This is a genomic window from Serratia odorifera (assembly GCF_041448735.1).
Lineage (GTDB): Bacteria > Pseudomonadota > Gammaproteobacteria > Enterobacterales > Enterobacteriaceae > Serratia_F > Serratia_F odorifera.
On the sequence record NZ_JBGMUT010000004.1, the window covers coordinates 190,403 to 211,658 of the forward strand.

The following is a 21,256-nucleotide window of genomic DNA, read 5'->3' on the forward strand; positions in this document are numbered from 1 at the left end:
GCCCGCGTTTACCCCGGTCAGGTACTTGATGTACGCTCCCGGGGTGCGCTTGGTTGCCGCCGGGAGGCAACGCCAACGAGTTAGGGTATAGCCGGGCGAGATACGGTTAGAAATCCGCCTCAACGCGGAAATGCATCGGCGTTTGGTATGCCGGGTGGGTGATGCGCAGTTCCTGTGCGTGCAGTTGCAGCCGCGCTGCCATGGCTTTGGCCTGTGGGTGTGCGTAGAAGCCGTCGCCAAGGATCGGGTGGCCCAACGCCAGCATATGCACGCGCAACTGATGCGAACGCCCGGTTATCGGCGTCAGCTTGACCCGCGTGCTGCCATCGGCGTCGCGCGATAACACCTGGTATTCCGTCTGCGCCGATTTACCGGTTTCAAAGCACACTTTCTGCAACGGTCGATTTGGCCAGTCGCAAATCAGCGGCAAATCCACCATCCCCTCGTCATGTTCCAGATGGCCCCAGACCCGGGCAATGTAGGATTTTTTGGGTTCACGTTCGCGAAACTGACGCTTTAGTTCACGCTCGGCGGCCTTGTTCAAGGCCACCACAATCACCCCGCTGGTGGCCATATCCAGCCGATGCACCGATTCGGCCGCTGGAAAGTCAACCTGAATGCGTGTCATCAGGCTGTCCTTGTTCTCCGGTGCGCGGCCGGGTACCGACAGCAAACCACTGGGTTTATTCACCACAATGATATGTTCATCCTGATACAGAATGTGCATCGCACCGGTAGGGGGATTGTAGGGTTGCATGACAGCTCCGCTAGAGGGCCTGACGGGGAGCCTCAGCCCCCCGTTGCGGCGAGTTACTGGTGAGTGACCACCACCAGGCGAATAGCGTCCAGACGCCATCCTGCTTCGTTCAGGTTTGCCAGTACCTGCCTGCGGTTGAACTCCAGCGCTTCGACTTCGTCGTCGCGGATGTTCGGGTTGACCGCTTTCAAGGCTTCCAGACGCGCCAGCTCGGTGCTTAGCCGATCGTCGGCTTCCTGTTTCGCCTGTTCAATCAGCGTGCGCGCTTCGGCTTCCACCAGCCCTTCAGCCTGTTGCAGCATGGCGTGCACGTCCTGCTGTACCGCGTTCACCAACTTGCTCGAGGTGTGGCGGTTAACCGCGTTCAATTGGCGGTTGAAGCTTTCAAACTCCACCTGCGCCGCCAGATTAGTGCCTTTGCGATCCATCAACATACGAATCGGCGTCGGTGGCAGGAAGCGGGTCAGCTGTAGGTGTTTCGGCGCCTGCGCCTCAACCACGTACACCAGTTCAACCAGCAGCGTGCCGACCGGCAGCGCTTTGTTCTTCAGCAGTGAAACCGCGCAGCTGCCGGTGTCGCCGGACAAAATCAGGTCGAGCCCGTTACGGATGATCGGGTGTTCCCAACTGACGAACTGGGCGTCCTCACGCGACAGTGCGCGATCGCGATCGAACGTCACGGTGCAGCCATCCTGCGGCAAGCCAGGGAAGTCCGGCACCAGCATGTGATCGGACGGGGTCAGCACGATCAGGTTATCGCTACGATCTTCCTGATTGATACCGACGATGTCGAACAGGTTAAGCGCGAAGCCCACCAGATTAACGTCGTTGTCCTGCTCGGCAATCGCATCGGCCAGCGCCTGCGCCTTGTCGCCGCCGTTGGAATGCATCTCCAGCAGGCGGTCGCGACCCTGCTCCAGCTGAATTTTCAACTGGTCATGCTGCTGACGGCAGGCGTGGATAAACTCATCCAGCCCCTCCTGTTCGGTCGGCGCTGCCAGATAACCGATCAGGCGTTCGTAGCTACTGTCATAAATGGTACGACCGGTTGGGCAGGTGTGTTCAAAGGCGTCCAGACCTTCGTGGAACCAGCGACCCAGCACCGCCTGCGCGGTGTTTTCCAGGTATGGCACCATGATCTGAATGTCGTGCAACTGACCGATGCGATCGAGACGGCCGATGCGCTGTTCCAGCAGATCGGGGTTGAACGGCAGGTCGAACATCACCAGGTGGCTGGCAAACTGGAAGTTGCGGCCTTCGGAGCCGATTTCGGAGCACAGCAGCACCTGCGCACCGTCCTCTTCCGAGGCGAAGTAGGCAGCGGCGCGGTCACGTTCGATAATTGACAGTCCTTCATGGAATACCGCAGCGCGGATCGCTTCACGTTCGCGCAAGACCTGTTCCAGTTGCAGCGCGGTGGCAGCCTTGGCGCAGATCACCAGCACTTTTTCGTGGCGATTGGCCAGCAGATAGTTCAGCAGCCATTCGACGCGTGGGTCAAAGTTCCACCAGGTGGCGTTCTCGCCTTCAAACTCCTGATAGATCTGCTCCGGGTACAGCATATCGCGTGCCCGTGCCTCAACGCTCTTTTTGGCGCCCATAATGCCAGACACCTTGATGGCGGTCTGATATTGGGTCGGCAGCGGCAGCTTGATCTGATGCAGGTGACGATGCGGGAAGCCTTTCACGCCGTTACGGGTATTACGGAACAGCACCCGGCTGGTACCGTGGCGATCCATCAGCATGGTGACCAGTTCCTGACGCGCCGACTCGGCTTGCTCACCATTGCCGTTGGCCGCTTTCAGCAGCGGTTCGATGTCTTGTTCGTCGATAAGCTCTCCCAGCAGGTTAAGCTTGTCGTCGGCCAGCCGTTCGCCGCTCAGCAGCAGAGTGACCGCATCGGCGACCGGGCGGTATTTCTGCTGTTCGGTGACAAATTCCTGATAGTCGTGGAAGCGGCTCGGATCGAGCAGGCGCAAACGGGCAAAGTGACTCTGCTGACCCAACTGCTCCGGCGTCGCGGTCAGCAGCAGCACGCCGGGAATATGCTCGGCCAGTTGTTCGATAACCTGATACTCACGGCTTGGTGCTTCTTCGCTCCAGGCCAGGTGGTGTGCTTCATCGACCACCAGCAAGTCCCACTGTGCGTCTGCCAGCTCTTCCAGGCGCTGCTTGTTGCGGCGCACAAAGTCCAGCGAGCAGATCACCAACTGTTCGGTTTCGAACGGGTTGCTGCTGTCGAGCTTGGCTTCGGCATAGCGGCTGTCGTCGAACAGCGAGAAGTACAGGTTGAAGCGGCGCATCATTTCGACCAGCCACTGGTGCTGCAAGGTTTCCGGCACCACGATCAGCACGCGTTCGGCGCGCCCGGCCAGCAGTTGCTGGTGAATAATCATGCCGGCCTCGATGGTTTTGCCCAGCCCGACTTCATCGGCCAGCAACACGCGCGGCGCATGACGCTGGCCGACTTCGTAGGCGATGTGCAGCTGGTGTGGGATCAGGCTGGCACGCATACCGCGCAGGCCGGCAAACGGCAGGCGATATTGCTCGCTCTGATATTTGCGGGCGCGAAAACGCAGCGCAAAACGGTCCATGCGATCGATCTGGCCGGCGAACAGACGGTCTTGTGGCTTGCTGAAGGTCAGTTTGCTGTCCAGCAGCACTTCGCGCATTGCCACGCCGCTTTCCTGGCTGTCCAGGCGCGTCCCGATGTAGGTCAGCAGTCCATTGTCTTCTTTTACTTCCTCAACCAGCAGTTGCCAACCTTCGTGGTTGCTGATGGTGTCTCCCGGGTTGAACATCACGCGGGTGATCGGCGAGTCATTTCTGGCATAGAGGCGGTTTTCGCCGGTGGCGGGGAAAAGCAGAGTAATCATGCGCGCGTCCAGCGCTACGACGGTTCCCAGACCTAACTCGCTTTCCGTATCGCTGATCCAGCGTTGACCAAGTGTAAAAGGCATATATTGTCGGCTCGATTCTTTAAGTAAGTCCTGTCGCTACGGTGCAGCGACCTGTATTAAACCCGATTTATTGTGATTTGGCGGGCAATAGCTATAGCTCCCATGTATACGTTCTACAACGCCACGGGTAATGATTCAGAATTTGGGAAGGGCGCTATGGTAATGGAAGGCAGCGCGTTCGTCACCTGCAAAACTTGAGGATTTTTTACTTCCCGCATTCGATGGCAATTCGGCAAAAAAAGTACGAATTTACTTGACCCACTGCCGTTTAGAACAAACCTATCTGCCCGGTGACCAGCGTGGCGAAATCATCGTGCAGGAAAGGAAGTATAGCGTCTGCCACCGGTTGCAGCTGGCGCTCAAGGTAATGATCGTAGTCGATGGCGGACCGTTGTGTTTCTAGCGGTTCCGGGCCGGCGACCGTCATGACATAGCTGATCCAGCCGCCGCTCTGGTATTGCAGCGGTCGTCCCTGCTGACGGTTATAGTCATCGGCGATGCGCGCGGCGCGTACGTGCGGCGGTACGTTGCGCTGGTACTCGTCCAGTCGTCGCCGCAGGCGCTTGCGGTATATCAAGCGATCGTCGAAGGTGCCATCAAGGGTTTTGGCCACGTAATCGAGCACGAACGTCCGATAGGGCTGACGCTTGAAAATCAGCTGGTACAGCTGTTGTTGAAACTGCTGCGCCAGCGGCGTCCAGTCGGTACGTACCGTTTCCAGCCCCTTGTAGATCATTTGTTCGCTGCCGTCGGGGTGGGCGATTAGCCCGGCATAGCGTTTTTTGCTGCCCTGTTCCGCGCCGCGAATGGTCGGCATCAGAAAACGGCAGTAATGGGTTTCAAACTCCAGTTCCAGCGCGCTGTCCAGGCGGTACTGCTGCTGTAAATGTTGTTGCCACCAGTTGTTGATGTATTCCACCAGTTGGCGACCGATCTGCGCCGCCTGCGCTTCACTGTGAGGCGTCTTCAGCCACACGAAGGTAGAATCGGTATCACCGTAGATGACCTGATAGCCGCGAGCTTCGATAAGCTCTCGGGTTTGTCGCATGATCTCATGGCCGCGCAACGTAATCGAGGAAGCCAGGCGCGGATCGAAGAACCGACAACCGCTGGCACCCAGTACGCCGTAGAAGGCATTCATGATGATTTTCAGCGCCTGTGACAACGGTTTGTTGTGCTGTTTTTTGGCGGTTTCGCGCCCTTGCCAGATCTGACTGACGATCGCCGGCAGGCAATGTTTGCTGCGTGAGAAGCGCGCATTGCGAAAGCCGGCAACCGAGTCGGCATCGCTTGGATGCTGCCCGCCTTCCACCAGCCCGACCGGATCGATCAGGAAAGTGCGGATGATCGACGGGTACAGGCTTTTGTAATCCAGCACCAGTACCGAGTCGTACAGGCCGGGCTGCGAGTCCATGACAAACCCGCCGGGGCTGTGCTCTTCCGGTAGCTCCCCCAGATTGGGCGCAACGTAACCCTGGCGATGCATGCGCGGCAGGTACAGATGGCTGAAAGCGGCCACGGAACCCCCGCTGCGGTCGGCCGCCAGTCCGGTGACGGTGGCGCGTTCCAGTAAAAAGGTCAGCAGCTCGGTTTTGGCGAAGATGCGCGTCACCAGCTCACAGTCCTTTAGGTTATAGCGGGCCAGCGCGGGTTTGTCTTCGGCAAAGCGACGGTCGATCTCGGCCATGCGCTGATACGGGTTATCGATCGACTTGCCTTCGCCCAACAGCGTTTGTGACACCGACTCCAGACTGAACGACGGGAAATTCCAGGTGGCGGATTTCAACGCCTCAATGCCATCGATAATCAGCCGACCGGCGGCGGAGCAGAAGAAGTGATTTTGCTTGAAACCGTGTTCGCGCCACTCCAGCAGGTTGCCGCCACGGCCAAAACGCAGCGGGATCTGATAGCGGTCGGCGTGTTTTTGCAGTACCCGCAGATCAAACTGGATCAGGTTCCAGCCGATGATAGCGTCGGGATCGTGCTGTTCCAGCCACTGATTCAGCCGTTCCAGCAACAGAGGGCGGCTGGCGCAGTAGTGCAGATCGAAATCCAGTGGCTGATTGCCGCCGTTGGGCGGACCCAGCATGTACACCTGCCGTTGGCCACAGCCTTCCAGCGCGATGGAATACAGCTCGCCATGGGCGGTGGTTTCAATGTCCAGCGACACCATTTTCAGCCGTGGGCGATATTGCGGCGCGGGTTTCAACTGCGCGTTCAGCAGCGGGCCGTTGCCATTAGGCTGGCCGCTGAACCAGACCGGCGCGGTGATGAAGCGTTCCATCAGATAGCGTTCCGGCGGGCGGATATCGGCCTCGTAGACGTTGACGCCGCCTTCTTTCAACAGTTTTTCCAACTTGATCAGCTGACGATGCTGACGGCAGTACAGACCCAGCACCGGCCGGGCGTGAAAGTCCTTCAACGGCAGCGTTTTCAGCTCGATCTGCCGTTCGCCGCGCAGCAGCAGTTCGGCGCGCTGACGCTGTTCGACGGGGATGAACGCCACCGAGGTTTGCGGCGGCAAGCGCAGCTGCTGCGGGCCGCTGTCGGTGGCCAGCCAGAACTCGATTTCGCTGCCGGCGGGGGTGTCGCGCCAGTGGCGGGTAAGCAGGAATCCCTGCATGGGGGAGGTGACGGTATTGTTCAACGGCTAGGCTTATCCGATGGAGACAGAGTTAATAGTATGGTTTTTTATACAGTGATTGTCCATCTTCTGGTGCGACTGCCAAAAACGCATACAATTCAGCGGTTGACTCATTGATACACTGACCGGACAATCCCCGACCCGGCGATGTTCAATTCACTAGAGGTTCAATGGAAGCCTATTTGCAGCATCTGATTACTCAGTCACTGGCCTTCACCCTGATGGTGATTGCGCTGGTGGCGTTCCTGGAGTCGTTGGCGCTGGTCGGGCTACTGCTGCCAGGCACGGTGATGATGGCCAGCATCGGTGCGCTGATTGGCAGCGGACAGATTGATTTTTATCTGGCGTGGGCGGCGGGTATGGTTGGCTGCCTGCTGGGAGACTGGATTTCCTATTTTATTGGCCGGGCGTTCAAGGGGCCGCTACACCGCTGGTCCTTCCTGAAAAAGCACAAGGCGATGCTCGACCGCACTGAACATGCGCTACACCAGCACAGCATTTTTACCGTGTTGCTGGGCCGGTTTGTCGGGCCGACGCGCCCGCTGGTGCCGATGGTGGCCGGCATGCTCGATCTGCCGCCGTACAAGTTTGCTCTGCCGAACATTATCGGCTGCCTGACCTGGCCGCCGGTCTACTTCTTCCCCGGTATCCTGGCCGGGGTGGCGCTGGATATTCCCGCTGGCAGCCACAGCGCACTGTTCAAATGGCTGCTGTTTGGCGTAGTGGTGCTGGTGTGGCTGGCGGCCTGGCTGAGCTGGCGCTGGTGGCGCGAAGGCAAGCGCGGCAATGACCGGTTAAGCGCCTGGCTGACGCCGCTACGCTTGCGCCTGGCCTGCGTGCTGGCCTGGTTGGCCGCCGTCGCCTGTTTTTACCTGATGCACCAACAGCCGCTGATGCCGGTTTACCGCCACCTGCTGTGGCAGGTGCTGGCGGGGTGAAGGGCGGGGCCGGATGACGGCCCCGCTGCGGCAGTTTACTGAAAGAAAGTGGCCAATTGCTCAAACACCCGTACGTCTTCGTTGTGGCGTTTTACCTGTAGTACATCCTCGAGTTTTTCTACCTGACTGATCATCTGCACCAGGCGCTGATCGTCGGCCACCAACAGCCAGATGCGGCTCTGCTGGCCATCTTTTAGCGGCATACACAAAATGCCTTCGACGTTGAACGCGCGGCGGGCAAACAGGCCGCAGACGTGCGACATCACGCCTGGATGGTTACGCACCGCCAATTCCAGAATCACCTGCGGGTTTTTTTGTACTGGTTGCATGTTCATTCTCCAATCATGTCGATGTTGGCGGCACCCGGCGGCACCATCGGGAATACTTTTTCATTGGTGTCGATCAGGGCGTGGATCAGGCACGGGCCAGGGCGTTGGATGGCATCCGCCAGCGCTGCCTGCGGATCGGCGGCGGCGTTTAAATCACAGGTGTCCAGGCCGAAACCGGCGGCGATTTTCAGGAAATCGGTACGCTTAGGATAGGCGGCGGCAAAAATGCGCTGCTGGTAAAACAGGGTTTGCTGCTGATGCACCAGCCCCAGCGCCTGATTGTTCATCAGGATAATTTTCACGTCCAGATCGTGTTCTACCGCGGTCGCCATTTCCTGAATGTTCATCATCAGGCTGCCGTCACCGGAAAAACATAAAACCTTGCGCCGTGGTTCGGCCAGCGCTGCACCGATCGCCGCCGGCAGGCCGAACCCCATGGTGCCGAGCCCGCCGGAGGTCAGCCACTGGCGCGGACGACGCAACGGGTAGGCCTGCGCCACCCACATCTGATGCTGGCCGACGTCGGTGGTAATAATTGCATCGTCGTCGACGCAGCGTGCCGCCGCCAGTACCAGCCCATAGTGACTCAGTGGATCGTCGGCGTTCGGCATGCTGAACGGGAATTCGCGCTTCAGGTCGTTGACGGTGTTCAGCCATGCGCTGCGTGGCTGTGCGTCGATCTGTGGCAACAGCTGTTGCAGCACCTGGCCGACGTCGCCGTGAATCGCCACCTGCGGCTGTTTTACCTTGCCCAGCTCGGCGCGGTCGATATCTACGTGAATGATTTGGGCATTGGGGCAAAACTGCTCGGTTTTACCGATGGCGCGATCGTCAAAGCGCGCGCCCAGCACGATCAGCAAGTCGGCTTCCTGCAAAATAAAGTTGGTGCTGCGCGCGGCGTGCATGCCCAGCATGCCCAGCGACAGCGGATGGTCGACCGGCATGGCGCCCAGCGCCATCAGCGTCATGGTGGTTGGCAGGTTGGCGCGCTCTGCCAGATCCAGTGCCGCCCGGTGCGCCTCGGCGCAGATGATGCCGCCGCCGAGATAGAGGATCGGCCGTTTGGCCTGGTTGATCATCACTGCCGCCTGGCTGACCTCGGCGGCGGCAAATGCCGGTGCTGCATCGGGTTCGGCGATCGGCGGCAACCGATCCAGGTCGATTTCGGCGGTTTGCACGTCTTTCGGGATATCGATCCACACCGGACCGGGGCGGCCGGATTCGGCAATGCGGAACGCATCGTAAATTACCTGCGGCAGTTCGCGGATGTCGCGTACCAGATGGTTATGCTTGGTGATCGGGATGGAAATACCGTAGGTATCGACCTCCTGAAATGCGTCGGTACCAATCATTGACGACGGCACCTGGCCGGTGATGCACACCAGTGGGATAGAGTCGAGTTTGGCATCGGCAATGGCGGTCACCAGGTTGGTGGCGCCGGGGCCACTGGAGGCGATGCACACCGCCGCTTTACCGTTGGTGCGCGCCATGCCCTGCGCCATAAAGCCCGCGCCCTGCTCATGGCGGGCCAGCACGTGCTGGATGGTGCGGCTCTGGCTCAGCGCGTCGTACAGCGGCAAGGCGGCTCCGCCGGGGATGCCGGCGACGGTAGTGATGCCCTGGCGTTCCAGCAGATGCACGATCAACTGCGCGCCGGTAAAGCGTTGCTTGGGATGAGGCGTGCCCGAAATTGCCATGTTTCTATCCTTTTCTCAGAGCCGGTGTGCTTCGCTGAGCAGGGTGTAGAAACAAGAAACCCCGCCCGGTTTGCGCCGGCGGGGTTTGGGAATCGATGCGTTGATTCGGACCCTACGGCGCACTGCCGACGACCACCACCACACGCACGACGACCACCGCGGCTGGTAGCGCGGTAACTAGTAGGGTCGAAGTCAGCGAGGATGCGATCATGGGGACCTTATCATCAATAATGAAAAACAGAATTTTATAAAACCACAGGCGTAAAATTCGCACAACAGGTTTATTGGCGCAGCATAAAAAACGCGCGTCAGATCACGATTTTGCCGAAATTCCCACCACCTGCGCTTCCGGCGCGCTGCCGTCGAGCAGCGCCTGCGTTGAACCGTCGTAATAAATCCGTCCGTCCACCACCAGCAGCGTTCGTGCGGCGATACGTGCGGCGTCATCCAGATTGTGCGACACCATCAGCAGCGTCAGATTGCGCTGGTGGCACACCGTGTCCAGCAGTTGCAGCATGTCGCTACGCAGTGCCGGATCGAGCGCTGAAAACGGTTCGTCGAGCAGTAAAATCGGCTGCTGGCGTATCAGGCAGCGGGCCAGTGCCGCGCGTTGCCGCTGGCCGCCAGACAGTTGCGCCGGCAAGCGGGACAGATGCTCCGCCAGTCCGACCTGCTCGGCGATCTGCGTCAGACGCTGCTGGCGATCGGCGTTGAGACGCAGGCCGGGATCCAGCCCCAGACCGATGTTCTGCCGTACCGTCAGATGGGCAAACAGGTTGTTTTCCTGAAACAGCATCGACACCGGCCGCTGCGCCGGCGGCGTGTGGGTATGATCGTGGCCGTCAAGCCGCAGCCTGCCGCTGGCGGCCGGCAGAAAACCGGCAACCAGGCTGAGCAGGGTGCTTTTGCCGGCACCGCTCGGGCCAAGCACCGCCACGCGTTCACCCGCCTGAAGATGCAGATCAAAGCGCATCGGCAGGTGTTCGTACAGATAGGTCAGGTTATCAAGCTCTAGCATAGATCCTTCATCTTTCACATTGCCGCACCGTTGGCTGGCGTCAGGTATTCCCGTCTCTTCAGCAAGCGGCTGCCGGGAGCGCACTTGGTTGCCGCCGTTGACGGCGTGACATCTAGCGGGTCGTACGGCCCGGTAAGCGTTCAATCAGGGTAAACAGCAGGAAGCACAGCAGCAGCAGTAACAGCGCGCTAACCGCGCCGTCGTTGCTGCGATAAGCGCCAATCTGCTGGTAAAGGTAGAAGGGCAGAGTACGGAACTGCTCATTGCCGAACAACGCCACCACGCCGAAATCGCCGATCGACAGTACGCAGGCGAAGGCCAGCGCCTGCGCCAGCGGTCGCCGCAGCGCGTGCAGTTCAACCCAGCGCAACCGTTGCCAGCCCTGCATGCCCAGCGACAGGCACAGGGGATTATAACGCTCCGCCAGATCGCGCATCGGCGTTTCCAGCACCTTCAGGGCGTACGGCACCGCCATCAGCGCATTGGTCAGGATCACCAGTGCATACGGTGACTGCGGCAGCCCGACGGTATCGCTCAGCAGCAGGAAGAAACCGGTAGCCAGCACGATACCCGGCATCGCCAGGATCACCATGCCGCTCAGTTCCAGCGTTTCCCCCCAGCGCATACGCTGTTGCAGTTTCAGCTCGCGGCTGCTCCACACCAGCATCATGGTCAGCAACACGCACAGTAGACCGGCGCCGACGGCGATGCGCAGTGAGGTCAGCAGTGCCTGCCACAGCACCGGTTGGCGTAGTACGCTGACCATTGCCTGATTGGCGCCATCGACGATCACCGCCAGCAGCGGCGGCAACAGCAACAGCAGGGCGGCGGCGATCAGCATAAAATCGGTTATGCGTTGCCGGTGGCTGTCCTGCGGATTACGCCAGTGCGCACCCTGGGTATGGCCGACCGGCAGCGCCTGGCCCAGCCGTTGGCTGAGCACCACCAGCCCCAGACAGCAGGCCAGCTGGATCAGCGCCAGCAGCGCCGCGCGACCAAGATCGTAGTCATAGCTCAGCGCCTGGTAGATGGCCAATTCGATGGTGGTCGCCTGCGGGCCGCCGCCTAGTGACAGCACGGTGGCAAAGCTGGCGAAGCACAGCATGAATATCAGCGCGCCGCTCGGCAATATTTGACGACGTAATGCCGGCCATTCGACAAAGCGAAACTGCTGCCAGCCGTTCATGCCCAACTGGGCAGCCAGTTGGCGTTGTTCCACCGGGACGTTTTCCAATGCCTGCAACAATAATCGCGTCGCCAACGGCAAGTTGAAGAACATGTGTGCCAGCAGAATGCCCTGCAGCCCATATGGCGAAAACTGGTAGTCGATCCCCAGCCAGCCGCACAGTGTCGCCAGCCATCCCTGCCGTCCGTAGACGCTGAGCAGCCCGAATACCGCCACCAGCACTGGCAGCACCAGCGTCATGGCGCACAGCCGCAGCAACAGCGCGCGGCCGGGAAAGCGCCGGCGATATAACGCCCGCGCCAGCGCAATGGCCGGCAGCACGGAAATCAGCGCGGACAATAGCGCTTGCCAGAAGGTGAAGCGCACCACGTGCCATAAATAGGCGTCATGCCAGACGCCCGTCCAGTCACTTTGCGGCGCGTGTCGCCATAGCGAACCAAACGCCAGCGCGGCGACCAGCAGGATCAGACCCGCGGCGATCAGTCCCGGCCACAGCCAGGCGGGGATCAGCGGCTGACGGCGGTTTGCCATGTACGGATCCAGTTGCTGCGCTGTTTGGCTACCTCTTGCGCGCTGTATTGTAACGCGGTCTGCGGTACCGGCATCGAATCAAAGCCCGCCGGCAGCGTGGTCTTGATTACCGGATACATCCAGTTGCCGGTAGGAATGGTGTTCTGGAATGCCGGCGTCAGCATAAATTGCATAAACCGCTCGGCCAGTTGCGGGTGCTTGCCGGCTTTCAGTCTGGCGGCCACTTCGATCTGTAAGTAGTGTCCTTCGCTGAAGTTGGCGGCGGCATACATGTCTTGCTTTTCTTCGATCAGATGATAGGCCGGCGAGGTGGTGTAGCTCAGCACCAGATCGCCTTCACCCTTAAGGAACAGGCCGTAGGCTTCACTCCAGCCCTTGGTCACGGTGACGGTTTTCTTTGCCAGCTGTTGCCACGCCTGCGGCGCGCGATCGCCATACACCTTCTGCATCCACAGCAGCAGGCCCAGACCAGGAGTGCTGGTACGCGGATCCTGATAAATGACTTTCCACGGCCGATCGCTGCTGACCAGTTCCTGTAGGCTCTTCGGCGGGTTTTTCAACTTCTGCTTGTTGTAGACGAAAGCAAAGTAGCCGTAATCGTAGGGTACGAAAGTACGGTCTTGCCAACCGCCCGGAACCGTCAGGCTGGCGGTGTCGACGCCGCTTGGCGCGAACAGCCCGGTTTGCTCGGCGGCCTGCAGCAGGTTGTTGTCCAGTCCCAGTACGACGTCGGCCGGGCTGTTTTTGCCCTCCATCCGCAGTCGGTTAAGCAGGGAAACACCATCCTCCAGCGCGACGAACTTCAGTTCGCAGTCGCAGTCGGCCTCGAAGGTTTTTTTGATCGCCGGGCCGGGGCCCCAATCGGCGGCAAAGGAGTCGTAGGTGTAAACCGTCAGCGTTTCTTTGGCCAGCGCCGGTGCGGCCAGCAGCATTAACAGACAGGGCAGGTATTTTTTGATCACGTTGCACTCCTGGAATAAGGGGGCAAGGTCTCTGAGAAAGCAAGCGGGTTATCCGTTGGCGATGCTCAAATCCCTCCGCCGGTATTAGCCGGTTCAGGTTCGACGGGTTTGCTCTCAGCGGAAACTGTCTTCCGCACCCCGTTGAGACGGCGCTATTGTAAAGAGTCTGCGTCTTCGGCGAAAGACGATTATGCCTCCGGCGGTGCGAACCAGGCGGATTTGAAATCGAACCAGCCGAGGGTATTCATGCGCACCCCGCGCATGCTGCGCTGGCCATGCAATTGCAGCCAGTGGTGAAACAGCGGGTGCAGGTGATGACGGCTGACCAGGCGTTGGCAAAACTCTGCCAGCGGCAGGGTATTGTCGCGCCATTGCGTCGCGTCCTGATTCAGGTCTTCGCTCATGCAGTGCTGCATCAGCGGTAATTCATACAGCGTAGCAAACAGCGAAAACTCCAGCGGCAAGTAGAAATTGGCGCTGCCGAGCCAGATATCGCTGTGCGCTGCGCCCTGATGCCAGCGATCGTAATCGACGATTTGTACCTTCAGCCTGATGCCGTGCTGTGCCAGCAGCGGCTCAATGGCTTCGCTGATGGCATAAAATTCGGAGTGCTCGCTGTAGTAGGTGAGCGTCAGTTCGGTCAGACCTGGCGGCTTGCTTTGTTGTGCCAATTGGCGGTTGTGGTGCCAGCGCGGCAAAATGCCGTAGGCGGGGGACCAGTAGCGCTGATATACCGGCCCGGCATTACTTAGCAACGCAATCGGGTTGATCAGCTCACACAGCCAGCTGCGGATTGTCGGGTCGGCGGCCAACGCCGAACGCTGGTCGAACAGCAAAAAATAACAGCCTTCTTCCAGCCGGCTCTCCAGTTCGTTTTTGCCGGTGTCATCGGCTTGCAGCTGTACGCCGGAGTGTACCAACTCTTCGGTGACCTCCGGCAGCACCCAGATATTGACCTCGTCAATCAGTGCGCGAAAACCGAAATAATCGTCAAAGGCATGAATTTTCAATTGATTCTGATGATTGCGCACCACGCTGTAGGGGCCGGTGCCAATCGGATGGCGGGCGAAGTCTGGCAAGCTACGCCATTCGCGCGGCACAATCATCGCATGGACGCTGCCCAGCAGCCATGGCAGCCAGTAGTCCGGGCTGTGCAGATGAAGGTCGATAACATACGGCGTTGGCGAGGTGACGCGATCGAGGTGGGAAAACAGCGGCAGCGGCATCAGGCGCGTCAGCGACTGGATCACGTCCTCCATATCCAGTTCGCGGCCATGGTGAAAGTGAATCGCCGGTCGTAGATAAAAACGCCAGTGCAACGGAGTTAACGCCTGCCAATGGTGGGCAAGATCGGATTCCAGTTCCCCGTTTTCCTCATTTATGCGCGTCAACCCGCTGAAAATTTGCCGTGCCAGATGGGTTTCCGAGCGGCGTAGCGCCGATCCGGGCAACAGGTTGGACAATTGGCGGTAATACAGCACGCGCAGTATGTGCTTGCCCTGGCGGAAGCTGCGCCCCAGTTGGGAAAGCAGCATCTGGCGTACCACGTTTTTGTCGCCGACCAGCTGCACCAACTGGTCGATGCGATCCTGCTCCAGTAACTCCTCCGCCCGTTGCTGCTGTAGCGCCAGGCCGGTGTAGTGGAAGGTCAGCTGCGAACGTTTGCCGCGCCCAGCCTCCGCATGCCAGGTCAGCCAACCGGCCTGCTGCATCGCGCCCAGCAATGAGCGCACGTGGCGACGAGAGCAGCTGAGCACCTCCGCCAGTTCCTGCAAGGTGGTTTCGGTGGTTTCGCCATGGCAGCGTTGCCAGAGGCGGATGAATTGTTGCTGCAGGCGTGAGGTGGACATAAAAGAGGAACACTCCGCGGTTAACTCGTCAATTTATCTTTCCCTATATTACGCCGATAATTTTGTCAGATGAAAGCGCGGAGGTGCGGCTTATGAACCTTTTATTGACCAGACAGTTTTATCAGCGCTATTTCGCCGCCGTTGGCCGCCAAAAAGCCGATTGGCTGACGCTGGTACCGCCGCAGGCGCGTATGGAGATGCTGGCTCATCTCACCCAGTGGGATCTGCCGACACTGTCGGACAAGGAATACCGTCAGCGCCTCTAGGGCTGGAATAACCGAATTTCTGAGTAATGGTGCACTTCACCAGCCAGTGGGGCGACCCACTGGTTTTTTTATCTTTCGCTGCCGCTTTCTTCTGCGAATTTCCTTCTGTAGCATAATGTTTTTACCTCTGGTCAGGGATGCAGGTATGAATTCCAAACGCTGGTTGCCACGCCGTTTTAACCCGATTTTCACCGCTTTCCTGATTGTTGCCTTTCTTGCCGGCATCGCCGGCGCGTTGCAGGCGCCGACGCTGAGTCTGTTTTTAACCACCGAAGTCAAAGTGCGGCCGTTGTGGGTCGGGCTGTTTTATACCGTTAATGCCGTGGCCGGCATTATTGTCAGTTTTTTGCTGGCCAAGCGTTCGGACACTCGCGGCGATCGGCGTAAGCTGATTTTACTGTGCTGTCTGATGGCGGTGGGGAACTGCGTACTGTTTGCCTTCAATCGTGACTATATGACACTGATTACCGCCGGGGTGTTGCTGGCGGCGATTGCCAATACCGCCATGCCGCAAATCTTTGCCCTGGCGCGTGAATATGCCGACAGTTCGGCACGCGAAGTGGTGATGTTCAGTTCGGTGATGCGCGCCCAACTGTCTCTGGCGTGGGTTATTGGCCCTCCGCTGTCGTTTACGCTGGCGCTGAATTACGGTTTTACCGTGATGTTTCTGATTGCCGCCGGTATTTTCGTGCTCTGCGCAATACTGGTGTGGTTTTGCCTGCCGTCGGTACCGCGCGCAGCGCAGACCGGTAGCCTCGACGCCTCGCCGATTGCGCCGCCGAGCGCCTGGCGCGACCGCGATGTGCGGCGGCTGTTTGTTGCATCGATGCTGATGTGGACCTGCAATACCATGTATATCATTGACATGCCACTGTATATTACCAGCGATCTCGGACTGCCGGAACGGCTGGCGGGGCTGTTGATGGGCACCGCCGCCGCGCTGGAGATCCCGGCGATGTTGTTGGCAGGTTATGTGGTCAAACACTTCGGCAAGCGCAGCATGATGCTGTTTGCCATCGTGGCCGGCATCGTATTCTACGCCGGTCTGGTGCTGTTCCAGTTCAAACTGGCGCTGATGGTGCTGCAACTGTTCAATGCGATTTTTATCGGTATCATCGCTGGCATTGGCATGCTGTACTTCCAGGATTTGATGCCGGGTCGGCCCGGTGCGGCCACCACCATGTTTACCAACAGCATATCGACCGGCGTCATCCTGGCGGGTATCCTGCAGGGCGCGCTGGTGGAGAACCTTGGCCATTACGCGGTGTACTGGCTGGCGACGGCGTTGGCCGCCCTGTCGCTATGGCTATGCAGCCGGGTACGCGAAGCATAACCGTGATCCTCCTTATCATTGACGTATGTCATTGAGAAACTTACGTCATACCCCCAAGCTGAACGGACTTCCCGCGCGTTGATTGCAGCGCGCCCAGCCATCTTGTTTGAGATGCCGATCCGTTGAAAAAGTGGGTATGTTATGGACAAACTGACACCGCTCAAGCCCGTTCCTACGTTGATTGCCGTCGCCGCTGCGCTGCTTATCTGGTTCGTTATTCCGGCCCCCGAGGGCGTTGAACCCAATGCCTGGCAGCTGCTGGCGCTGTTCATCGGTACTATCATTGCCATCATCGGCAAAGCGATGCCAATAGGCGCGGTATCGGTTATTGCCATTGCGCTGGTGGCGCTCACCGAAGTTACCCATCCTGGCCAGCCCGGGGCGGCGTTGAGTGATGCGCTGAGCGGATTTTCCAACCCCCTGATCTGGCTGATCGGCTTTTCGATCATGATCTCCCTCAGCCTGAACAAAACCGGCCTCGGTGGGCGCATCGGTTATTACTTTATCTCGCTGTTTGGCAAAAGAACGCTGGGTATCGCCTATGCGCTGACGATGGCGGAAACCACGTTGGCGCCGGTAACGCCAAGCAACACCGCACGCGGTGGCGGGATCATCCACCCGATCATGAAGTCGATTGCCGACAGCTTTGGCTCTAAAGCTGAACTGAACACCGCGGGAAAAATTGGCCGCTATCTGGCATTGGTAAATTACAACATCAATCCGGTGACCTCGGCGATGTTTATTACCGCCACCGCCCCTAACCCGCTGGTGGTCAGCCTGATAGCCAAAGGCACCCACGACAGCGTGGAGCTGACCTGGGGCATGTGGGCGCTGGCGGCGCTGGTACCAGGGGTCTGTTCACTGTTGGTGATGCCGTTGGTTATTTATCTTCTCTATCCGCCGGAAATCAAAAGCACGCCGAATGCACCGCATTTTGCTCAGGAAAAGCTACGCGAGCTGGGGCCGGTAACGCTGCCGGAGAAAATCACTCTGGCGGTGTTCGCGCTGTTGTTGGTGTTGTGGGCCGGCATCCCGGCGATGATATTCGGTCCGGCGCTGGCGGTGAACCCAACCACCGCGGCCCTGGTTGGTCTGGCGGTGCTATTGGCCAGCGGGGTGCTGAGCTGGGATGACATACTGAAACACAAGGGCGCCTGGGATACCGTGGTGTGGTTCTCGGCGCTGGTGATGATGGCGACCTATCTGGGCAAGCTCGGGTTGATTACCTGGCTGTCGCAGAGTGTAGGAGCCGCCATCGCCCATATGGGGATGAGCTGGGTGGGAGGCACGCTGTTACTGACGCTGGTTTATCTCTATTCCCATTACTTCTTTGCCAGCACCACCGCGCACGTCACCGCGATGTTTGCCGCCTTCTTCGCCGCCGGTATTGCTCTTGGTGCGCCGCCGGTACTGCTTGGCCTGATCCTGGCGTTTTCCTCTTCGCTGATGATGTCGCTAACCCACTATGCAACCGGCACCGCGCCGATCATCTTCGGTTCGGGTTATGTCACGCTGGGTGAATGGTGGAAAACCGGTCTGGTAATGAGTGTCGTCAACCTGGCGATCTGGCTGATAATTGGCAGTTTATGGTGGAAGTGGCTGGGATTCTGGTAATCCTCGCGATGGTTGACGCCGCCGGGCGGCGGCGTCAATGATTGCAGCTATTGACTGACGATCAGTTCAAAAATGCCGGCTGCTGCGCTTCGTAACGCGTGATATCCGTTTCGTGCTGTAGCGTCAGACCGATGCTGTCCAGGCCATTGATCATGCAGTGGCGGCGGAAGCTGTCGATGTCAAACGGGTAGCTGCGCCCGCCGGCGTTGACCGTCTGGTTTTCCAGATCGACGGTAAACTCGATACCTTCGGTGTCAGCAACCAGCCGGAACAGGGTATCGACATCCTGCTCGCTGAGCGTCACCGGCAACAGCTGGTTGTTGAACGAGTTACCGTAGAAAATGTCGGCAAAGCTCGGCGCAATCACCACCTTGAAACCGTAATCGGTCAGTGCCCAGGGCGCGTGTTCGCGCGAAGAGCCACAGCCGAAGTTTTCACGCGCCAGCAGTATGCTGGCCCCCTGGTAGCGCGGCTTGTTCAGCACGAATTCGGGGTTCGGCTGCTGGCCGGCGTCGTCGAGGAAACGCCAGTCATTGAACAGGTGCTGGCCGAAGCCGGTACGCGTCACCTTTTGCAAAAACTGTTTTGGAATAATGGCGTCGGTATCGACGTTGGCGGCATCCAAAGGCACGACGATGCCCGTATGTTGAGTAAATTTAGCCACGGTCGTGCTCCTTAGTGCAATTCACGGATATCGGCGAAATGGCCGCTGACGGCGGCTGCGGCCGCCATCGCCGGGCTGACCAGATGGGTGCGTCCGCCACGCCCCTGACGCCCTTCGAAGTTACGGTTGCTGGTGGATGCGCAGCGTTCGCCCGGATTCAGACGGTCGTTGTTCATCGCCAGACACATTGAACAGCCTGGCAGGCGCCATTCAAAACCGGCGTCGATAAAGATCTTGTCCAGGCCTTCCGCCTCCGCCTGAGCTTTGACCGGCCCGGAACCGGGCACCACGATCGCCTGTACGCCGTTGGCCACTTTACGCCCTTTGGCAATGGCTGCCGCTGCACGCAGGTCTTCGATGCGCGAATTGGTGCAAGAGCCGATAAATACTTTGTCGATCGGCACTTCGGTCAGTTTGATACCCGGCTTCAAATCCATATAGGCCAGGGCTTTTTCCGCTGAGGCGCGTTCAACCGGATCGCTGAACGACTCCGGCGCCGGGATCGCCTGATTGACCGCGATCACCTGGCCGGGGTTGGTACCCCAGGTTACCTGTGGCGCGATATCTTCCGCACGCAGCGTTACCACGCTGTCAAAGCGGGCGTCATCGTCGGACTTCAGCGTACGCCAGTAGGCGACTGCCTGCTGCCAGTTGTCGCCGGTTGGGGCGAACTGGCGGCCCTTCAGGTAATCGAAGGTAACGTCATCCGGTGCCACCAGGCCGGCTTTGGCGCCCATTTCGATCGCCATATTGCACAGCGTCATGCGGCCTTCCATGCTCAGTGCTTCAATGGCCTTGCCGCAGAATTCCACGACGTGGCCAGTACCGCCGGCGCTACCGGTCTTGCCAATCACCGCCAGCACGATGTCCTTGGCGGTGATGCCGTCGGCAGCGTCGCCGGTCACTTCGATTTTCATGGTCTTGGCGCGGCCCTGCTTCAGGGTCTGGGTGGCCAGCACGTGTTCCACTTCGGAGGTGCCGATACCGAACGCCAGCGAACCAAAGGCGCCATGGGTAGCGGTGTGCGAGTCGCCGCAGACGATGGTCATGCCCGGCAGTGTCATACCCTGTTCCGGACCGATCACGTGTACGATGCCCTGGAACGGGTGGTTCAGGTCATACAGCGATACGCCGAACTCAGCGCAGTTCTTGATCAGTTCCTGCATCTGGATGCGTGCCATTTCGCCGCTGGCATTGATGTCTTTGGTCTGGGTGGAGACGTTGTGATCCATGGTGGCAAAGGTTTTTCCCGGTTGGCGAACCTTGCGACCCATGGCACGCAGGCCGTCAAACGCCTGCGGAGAAGTGACTTCGTGCACCAGATGGCGATCGATGTACAGCAACGGTGTTTCGTTCGGCGCTTCGTACACCACGTGGGCATCATACAATTTTTGATATAACGTTTTGGCCATGTTAAGCCCCCTGTGCCACAAAGCGAGCGATGATGTCGCCCATTTCATCGGTGCTGATTGCCTTGCCGTCACCGGCCAGATCGGCAGTGCGGTACCCCTGTTCCAACGCCTGGTTGATGGCACGTTCGATCGCGTCGGCGGCCTCGTCGGCTCCCAGGCTGTAACGCAGCATCAGGGTGGCGGACAGGATCTGGGCGATCGGGTTGGCAATGCCCTTACCGGCGATGTCCGGCGCAGAACCGCCTGCCGGCTCATACAGGCCGAAACCGTCCTCGTTCAGGCTGGCAGAAGGCAGCATGCCCATCGAGCCGGTAATCATCGCGCACTCGTCAGACAGAATGTCGCCGAACAGGTTGGAGCACAGCAGTACGTCGAACTGCGACGGATCCTTGATCAACTGCATGGTGGCGTTGTCGATGTACATGTGCGACAGCGACACGTCCGGGTAATCCTTGGCAATGCCGTTCACCACTTCGCGCCACAGGATCGAGCTCTGCAACACGTTGGCCTTATCGATAGAGGTCACCTTGCCGCGACGCTTGCGGGCGGATTCAAAGGCGATGCGTGCGATACGTTCGATCTCGAAGCGATGATAAACCTCGGTGTCGAATGCACGTTCCTGCATGCCCTGGCCTTCGCGGCCTTTCGGCTGGCCGAAATAGATACCGCCGGTCAGCTCGCGTACGCACAGGATGTCAAAGCCGTTGGCGGCGATATCCGCGCGCAGCGGGCAGAAATCCTCCAGTCCCTGATACAGACGGGCAGGGCGCAGGTTGCTGAACAGCTTGAAATGCTTGCGCAGCGGCAGCAACGCGCCGCGCTCGGGTTGTTCCGCCGCAGGCAGATGCTCCCATTTGGGCCCGCCTACTGAACCGAACAGGATCGCATCCGCCTGTTCGCAGCCGGCAACGGTTGCCGCCGGCAGCGGACTGCCGTGGCGATCGATGGCGATGCCGCCAACGTCATATTCCGCTGCGCTAATGCGAATATCAAAGCGTTGGCGCACCGCGTCCAACACTTTGCGTGCCTGGGCCATTACTTCCGGGCCGATGCCATCTCCGGGCAAGATGGCAATGTGGTAGCTCTTCGTCATGT

The 21,256-nt window shown here is 59.3% G+C and carries 17 protein-coding genes and 1 riboswitch; of the genes, 4 read left to right on the top strand and 13 right to left on the bottom strand.

Annotated features, from left to right (window positions below; translation table 11 throughout):
- Nucleotides 1–106 precede the first annotated feature (106 nt).
- The 3 genes from rluA to ACCC84_RS13405 form a co-directional block, all read right to left on the bottom strand.
- The gene (gene rluA / locus ACCC84_RS13395) at nucleotides 107–757 is read right to left on the bottom strand and encodes a bifunctional tRNA pseudouridine(32) synthase/23S rRNA pseudouridine(746) synthase RluA (protein WP_004955427.1); all 651 of its coding nucleotides are present in this window, start codon (nucleotides 755–757) and stop codon (nucleotides 107–109) included.
- Between the two features lie 53 nt (nucleotides 758–810).
- Nucleotides 811–3,717: an RNA polymerase-associated protein RapA gene (gene rapA / locus ACCC84_RS13400; protein WP_273871144.1), complete on the bottom strand. Its 2,907-nt coding sequence runs from the start codon at nucleotides 3,715–3,717 to the stop codon at nucleotides 811–813.
- Nucleotides 3,718–3,985: 268 nt separating this feature from the next.
- Nucleotides 3,986–6,340: a DNA polymerase II gene (locus ACCC84_RS13405; protein WP_371902003.1), complete on the bottom strand. Its 2,355-nt coding sequence runs from the start codon at nucleotides 6,338–6,340 to the stop codon at nucleotides 3,986–3,988.
- Between the two features lie 191 nt (nucleotides 6,341–6,531).
- Here ACCC84_RS13405 and ACCC84_RS13410 point away from each other — a divergent pair, with 191 nt between their 5' ends.
- Nucleotides 6,532–7,299, top strand: a complete 768-nt coding sequence (locus ACCC84_RS13410) for a DedA family protein (protein WP_004955423.1) — start codon at nucleotides 6,532–6,534, stop codon at nucleotides 7,297–7,299.
- A gap of 35 nt (nucleotides 7,300–7,334) precedes the next feature.
- Here the strand turns inward: ACCC84_RS13410 and ilvN are convergent, their stop codons facing one another.
- The 7 genes from ilvN to sgrR all read right to left on the bottom strand — a co-directional run bounded on the left by ilvN (nucleotide 7,335) and on the right by sgrR (nucleotide 14,872).
- The gene (gene ilvN, locus ACCC84_RS13415) at nucleotides 7,335–7,628 is read right to left on the bottom strand and encodes an acetolactate synthase small subunit (RefSeq protein ID WP_102991057.1); all 294 of its coding nucleotides are present in this window, start codon (nucleotides 7,626–7,628) and stop codon (nucleotides 7,335–7,337) included.
- A gap of 2 nt (nucleotides 7,629–7,630) precedes the next feature.
- On the bottom strand, nucleotides 7,631–9,325 hold the full coding sequence (ilvB, locus tag ACCC84_RS13420) for an acetolactate synthase large subunit (RefSeq protein ID WP_004955421.1): 1,695 nt from the start codon (nucleotides 9,323–9,325) through the stop codon (nucleotides 7,631–7,633).
- Between the two features lie 112 nt (nucleotides 9,326–9,437).
- Nucleotides 9,438–9,536, bottom strand: coding sequence for an ilvB operon leader peptide IvbL (ivbL, locus tag ACCC84_RS13425; RefSeq protein WP_071586693.1), 99 nt, complete (start codon nucleotides 9,534–9,536; stop codon nucleotides 9,438–9,440).
- Nucleotides 9,537–9,638: 102 nt separating this feature from the next.
- Nucleotides 9,639–10,343: a thiamine ABC transporter ATP-binding protein ThiQ gene (gene thiQ, locus ACCC84_RS13430; protein ID WP_198773271.1), complete on the bottom strand. Its 705-nt coding sequence runs from the start codon at nucleotides 10,341–10,343 to the stop codon at nucleotides 9,639–9,641.
- Nucleotides 10,344–10,455: 112 nt separating this feature from the next.
- Nucleotides 10,456–12,060 carry a thiamine/thiamine pyrophosphate ABC transporter permease ThiP gene (thiP, locus tag ACCC84_RS13435; RefSeq protein ID WP_004955417.1) on the bottom strand — a complete coding sequence of 535 codons (1,605 nt, stop codon included), beginning with the start codon at nucleotides 12,058–12,060 and terminating at the stop codon, nucleotides 10,456–10,458.
- Nucleotides 12,036–12,992, bottom strand: coding sequence for a thiamine ABC transporter substrate binding subunit (thiB, locus tag ACCC84_RS13440; RefSeq protein ID WP_233092318.1), 957 nt, complete (start codon nucleotides 12,990–12,992; stop codon nucleotides 12,036–12,038). Before thiB ends, thiP begins: the two co-directional genes overlap by 25 nt.
- Before the next feature lie 82 nt (nucleotides 12,993–13,074).
- Nucleotides 13,075–13,173, bottom strand: a riboswitch (TPP riboswitch).
- A gap of 37 nt (nucleotides 13,174–13,210) precedes the next feature.
- A complete protein-coding gene (gene sgrR, locus ACCC84_RS13445) occupies nucleotides 13,211–14,872 on the bottom strand; it encodes an HTH-type transcriptional regulator SgrR (protein ID WP_273871132.1) in 1,662 nt (553 codons plus the stop codon).
- Between the two features lie 92 nt (nucleotides 14,873–14,964).
- On the opposite strand from sgrR, the gene sgrT reads away from it, so the two are divergent.
- The 3 genes from sgrT to ACCC84_RS13460 all read left to right on the top strand — a co-directional run bounded on the left by sgrT (nucleotide 14,965) and on the right by ACCC84_RS13460 (nucleotide 18,085).
- On the top strand, nucleotides 14,965–15,138 hold the full coding sequence (gene sgrT / locus ACCC84_RS13450) for a glucose uptake inhibitor SgrT (RefSeq protein WP_004955412.1): 174 nt from the start codon (nucleotides 14,965–14,967) through the stop codon (nucleotides 15,136–15,138).
- 145 nt (nucleotides 15,139–15,283) lie between these two features.
- Nucleotides 15,284–16,471, top strand: a complete 1,188-nt coding sequence (locus ACCC84_RS13455) for a sugar efflux transporter (RefSeq protein WP_088499868.1) — start codon at nucleotides 15,284–15,286, stop codon at nucleotides 16,469–16,471.
- Nucleotides 16,472–16,612: 141 nt separating this feature from the next.
- Nucleotides 16,613–18,085 carry a DASS family sodium-coupled anion symporter gene (locus tag ACCC84_RS13460; RefSeq protein WP_198773274.1) on the top strand — a complete coding sequence of 491 codons (1,473 nt, stop codon included), beginning with the start codon at nucleotides 16,613–16,615 and terminating at the stop codon, nucleotides 18,083–18,085.
- Between the two features lie 61 nt (nucleotides 18,086–18,146).
- Here ACCC84_RS13460 and leuD read toward each other — a convergent pair whose 3' ends face one another.
- The 3 genes from leuD to leuB are packed head-to-tail and all read right to left on the bottom strand — an operon-like array spanning nucleotide 18,147 to nucleotide 21,254.
- The gene (gene leuD / locus ACCC84_RS13465; protein WP_371901991.1) at nucleotides 18,147–18,749 is read right to left on the bottom strand and encodes a 3-isopropylmalate dehydratase small subunit; all 603 of its coding nucleotides are present in this window, start codon (nucleotides 18,747–18,749) and stop codon (nucleotides 18,147–18,149) included.
- An 11-nt stretch (nucleotides 18,750–18,760) separates the two neighbouring features.
- On the bottom strand, nucleotides 18,761–20,161 hold the full coding sequence (gene leuC / locus ACCC84_RS13470) for a 3-isopropylmalate dehydratase large subunit (protein ID WP_198773275.1): 1,401 nt from the start codon (nucleotides 20,159–20,161) through the stop codon (nucleotides 18,761–18,763).
- Between the two features lies 1 nt (nucleotide 20,162).
- Entirely contained in the window at nucleotides 20,163–21,254 is a 1,092-nt protein-coding gene (gene leuB, locus ACCC84_RS13475) for a 3-isopropylmalate dehydrogenase (protein ID WP_371902004.1), read from the bottom strand.
- Nucleotides 21,255–21,256 lie beyond the last annotated feature (2 nt).

What these genes read in the sequence shown, in the direction of transcription:
- rluA (WP_004955427.1), bottom strand. Translation starts at nt 757, where the DNA reads ATGCAACCCTACAATCCCCCTACCGGTGCGATGCACATTCTGTATCAG.
- rapA (WP_273871144.1), bottom strand. Translation starts at nt 3,717, where the DNA reads ATGCCTTTTACACTTGGTCAACGCTGGATCAGCGATACGGAAAGCGAG.
- ACCC84_RS13405 (WP_371902003.1), bottom strand. Translation starts at nt 6,340, where the DNA reads ATGCAGGGATTCCTGCTTACCCGCCACTGGCGCGACACCCCCGCCGGC.
- ACCC84_RS13410 (WP_004955423.1), top strand. Translation starts at nt 6,532, where the DNA reads ATGGAAGCCTATTTGCAGCATCTGATTACTCAGTCACTGGCCTTCACC.
- ilvN (WP_102991057.1), bottom strand. Translation starts at nt 7,628, where the DNA reads ATGCAACCAGTACAAAAAAACCCGCAGGTGATTCTGGAATTGGCGGTG.
- ilvB (WP_004955421.1), bottom strand. Translation starts at nt 9,325, where the DNA reads ATGGCAATTTCGGGCACGCCTCATCCCAAGCAACGCTTTACCGGCGCG.
- ivbL (WP_071586693.1), bottom strand. Translation starts at nt 9,536, where the DNA reads ATGATCGCATCCTCGCTGACTTCGACCCTACTAGTTACCGCGCTACCA.
- thiQ (WP_198773271.1), bottom strand. Translation starts at nt 10,343, where the DNA reads ATGCTAGAGCTTGATAACCTGACCTATCTGTACGAACACCTGCCGATG.
- thiP (WP_004955417.1), bottom strand. Translation starts at nt 12,060, where the DNA reads ATGGCAAACCGCCGTCAGCCGCTGATCCCCGCCTGGCTGTGGCCGGGA.
- thiB (WP_233092318.1), bottom strand. Translation starts at nt 12,992, where the DNA reads ATGCTGCTGGCCGCACCGGCGCTGGCCAAAGAAACGCTGACGGTTTAC.
- sgrR (WP_273871132.1), bottom strand. Translation starts at nt 14,872, where the DNA reads ATGTCCACCTCACGCCTGCAGCAACAATTCATCCGCCTCTGGCAACGC.
- sgrT (WP_004955412.1), top strand. Translation starts at nt 14,965, where the DNA reads ATGAACCTTTTATTGACCAGACAGTTTTATCAGCGCTATTTCGCCGCC.
- ACCC84_RS13455 (WP_088499868.1), top strand. Translation starts at nt 15,284, where the DNA reads ATGAATTCCAAACGCTGGTTGCCACGCCGTTTTAACCCGATTTTCACC.
- ACCC84_RS13460 (WP_198773274.1), top strand. Translation starts at nt 16,613, where the DNA reads ATGGACAAACTGACACCGCTCAAGCCCGTTCCTACGTTGATTGCCGTC.
- leuC (WP_198773275.1), bottom strand. Translation starts at nt 20,161, where the DNA reads ATGGCCAAAACGTTATATCAAAAATTGTATGATGCCCACGTGGTGTAC.
- leuB (WP_371902004.1), bottom strand. Translation starts at nt 21,254, where the DNA reads ATGACGAAGAGCTACCACATTGCCATCTTGCCCGGAGATGGCATCGGC.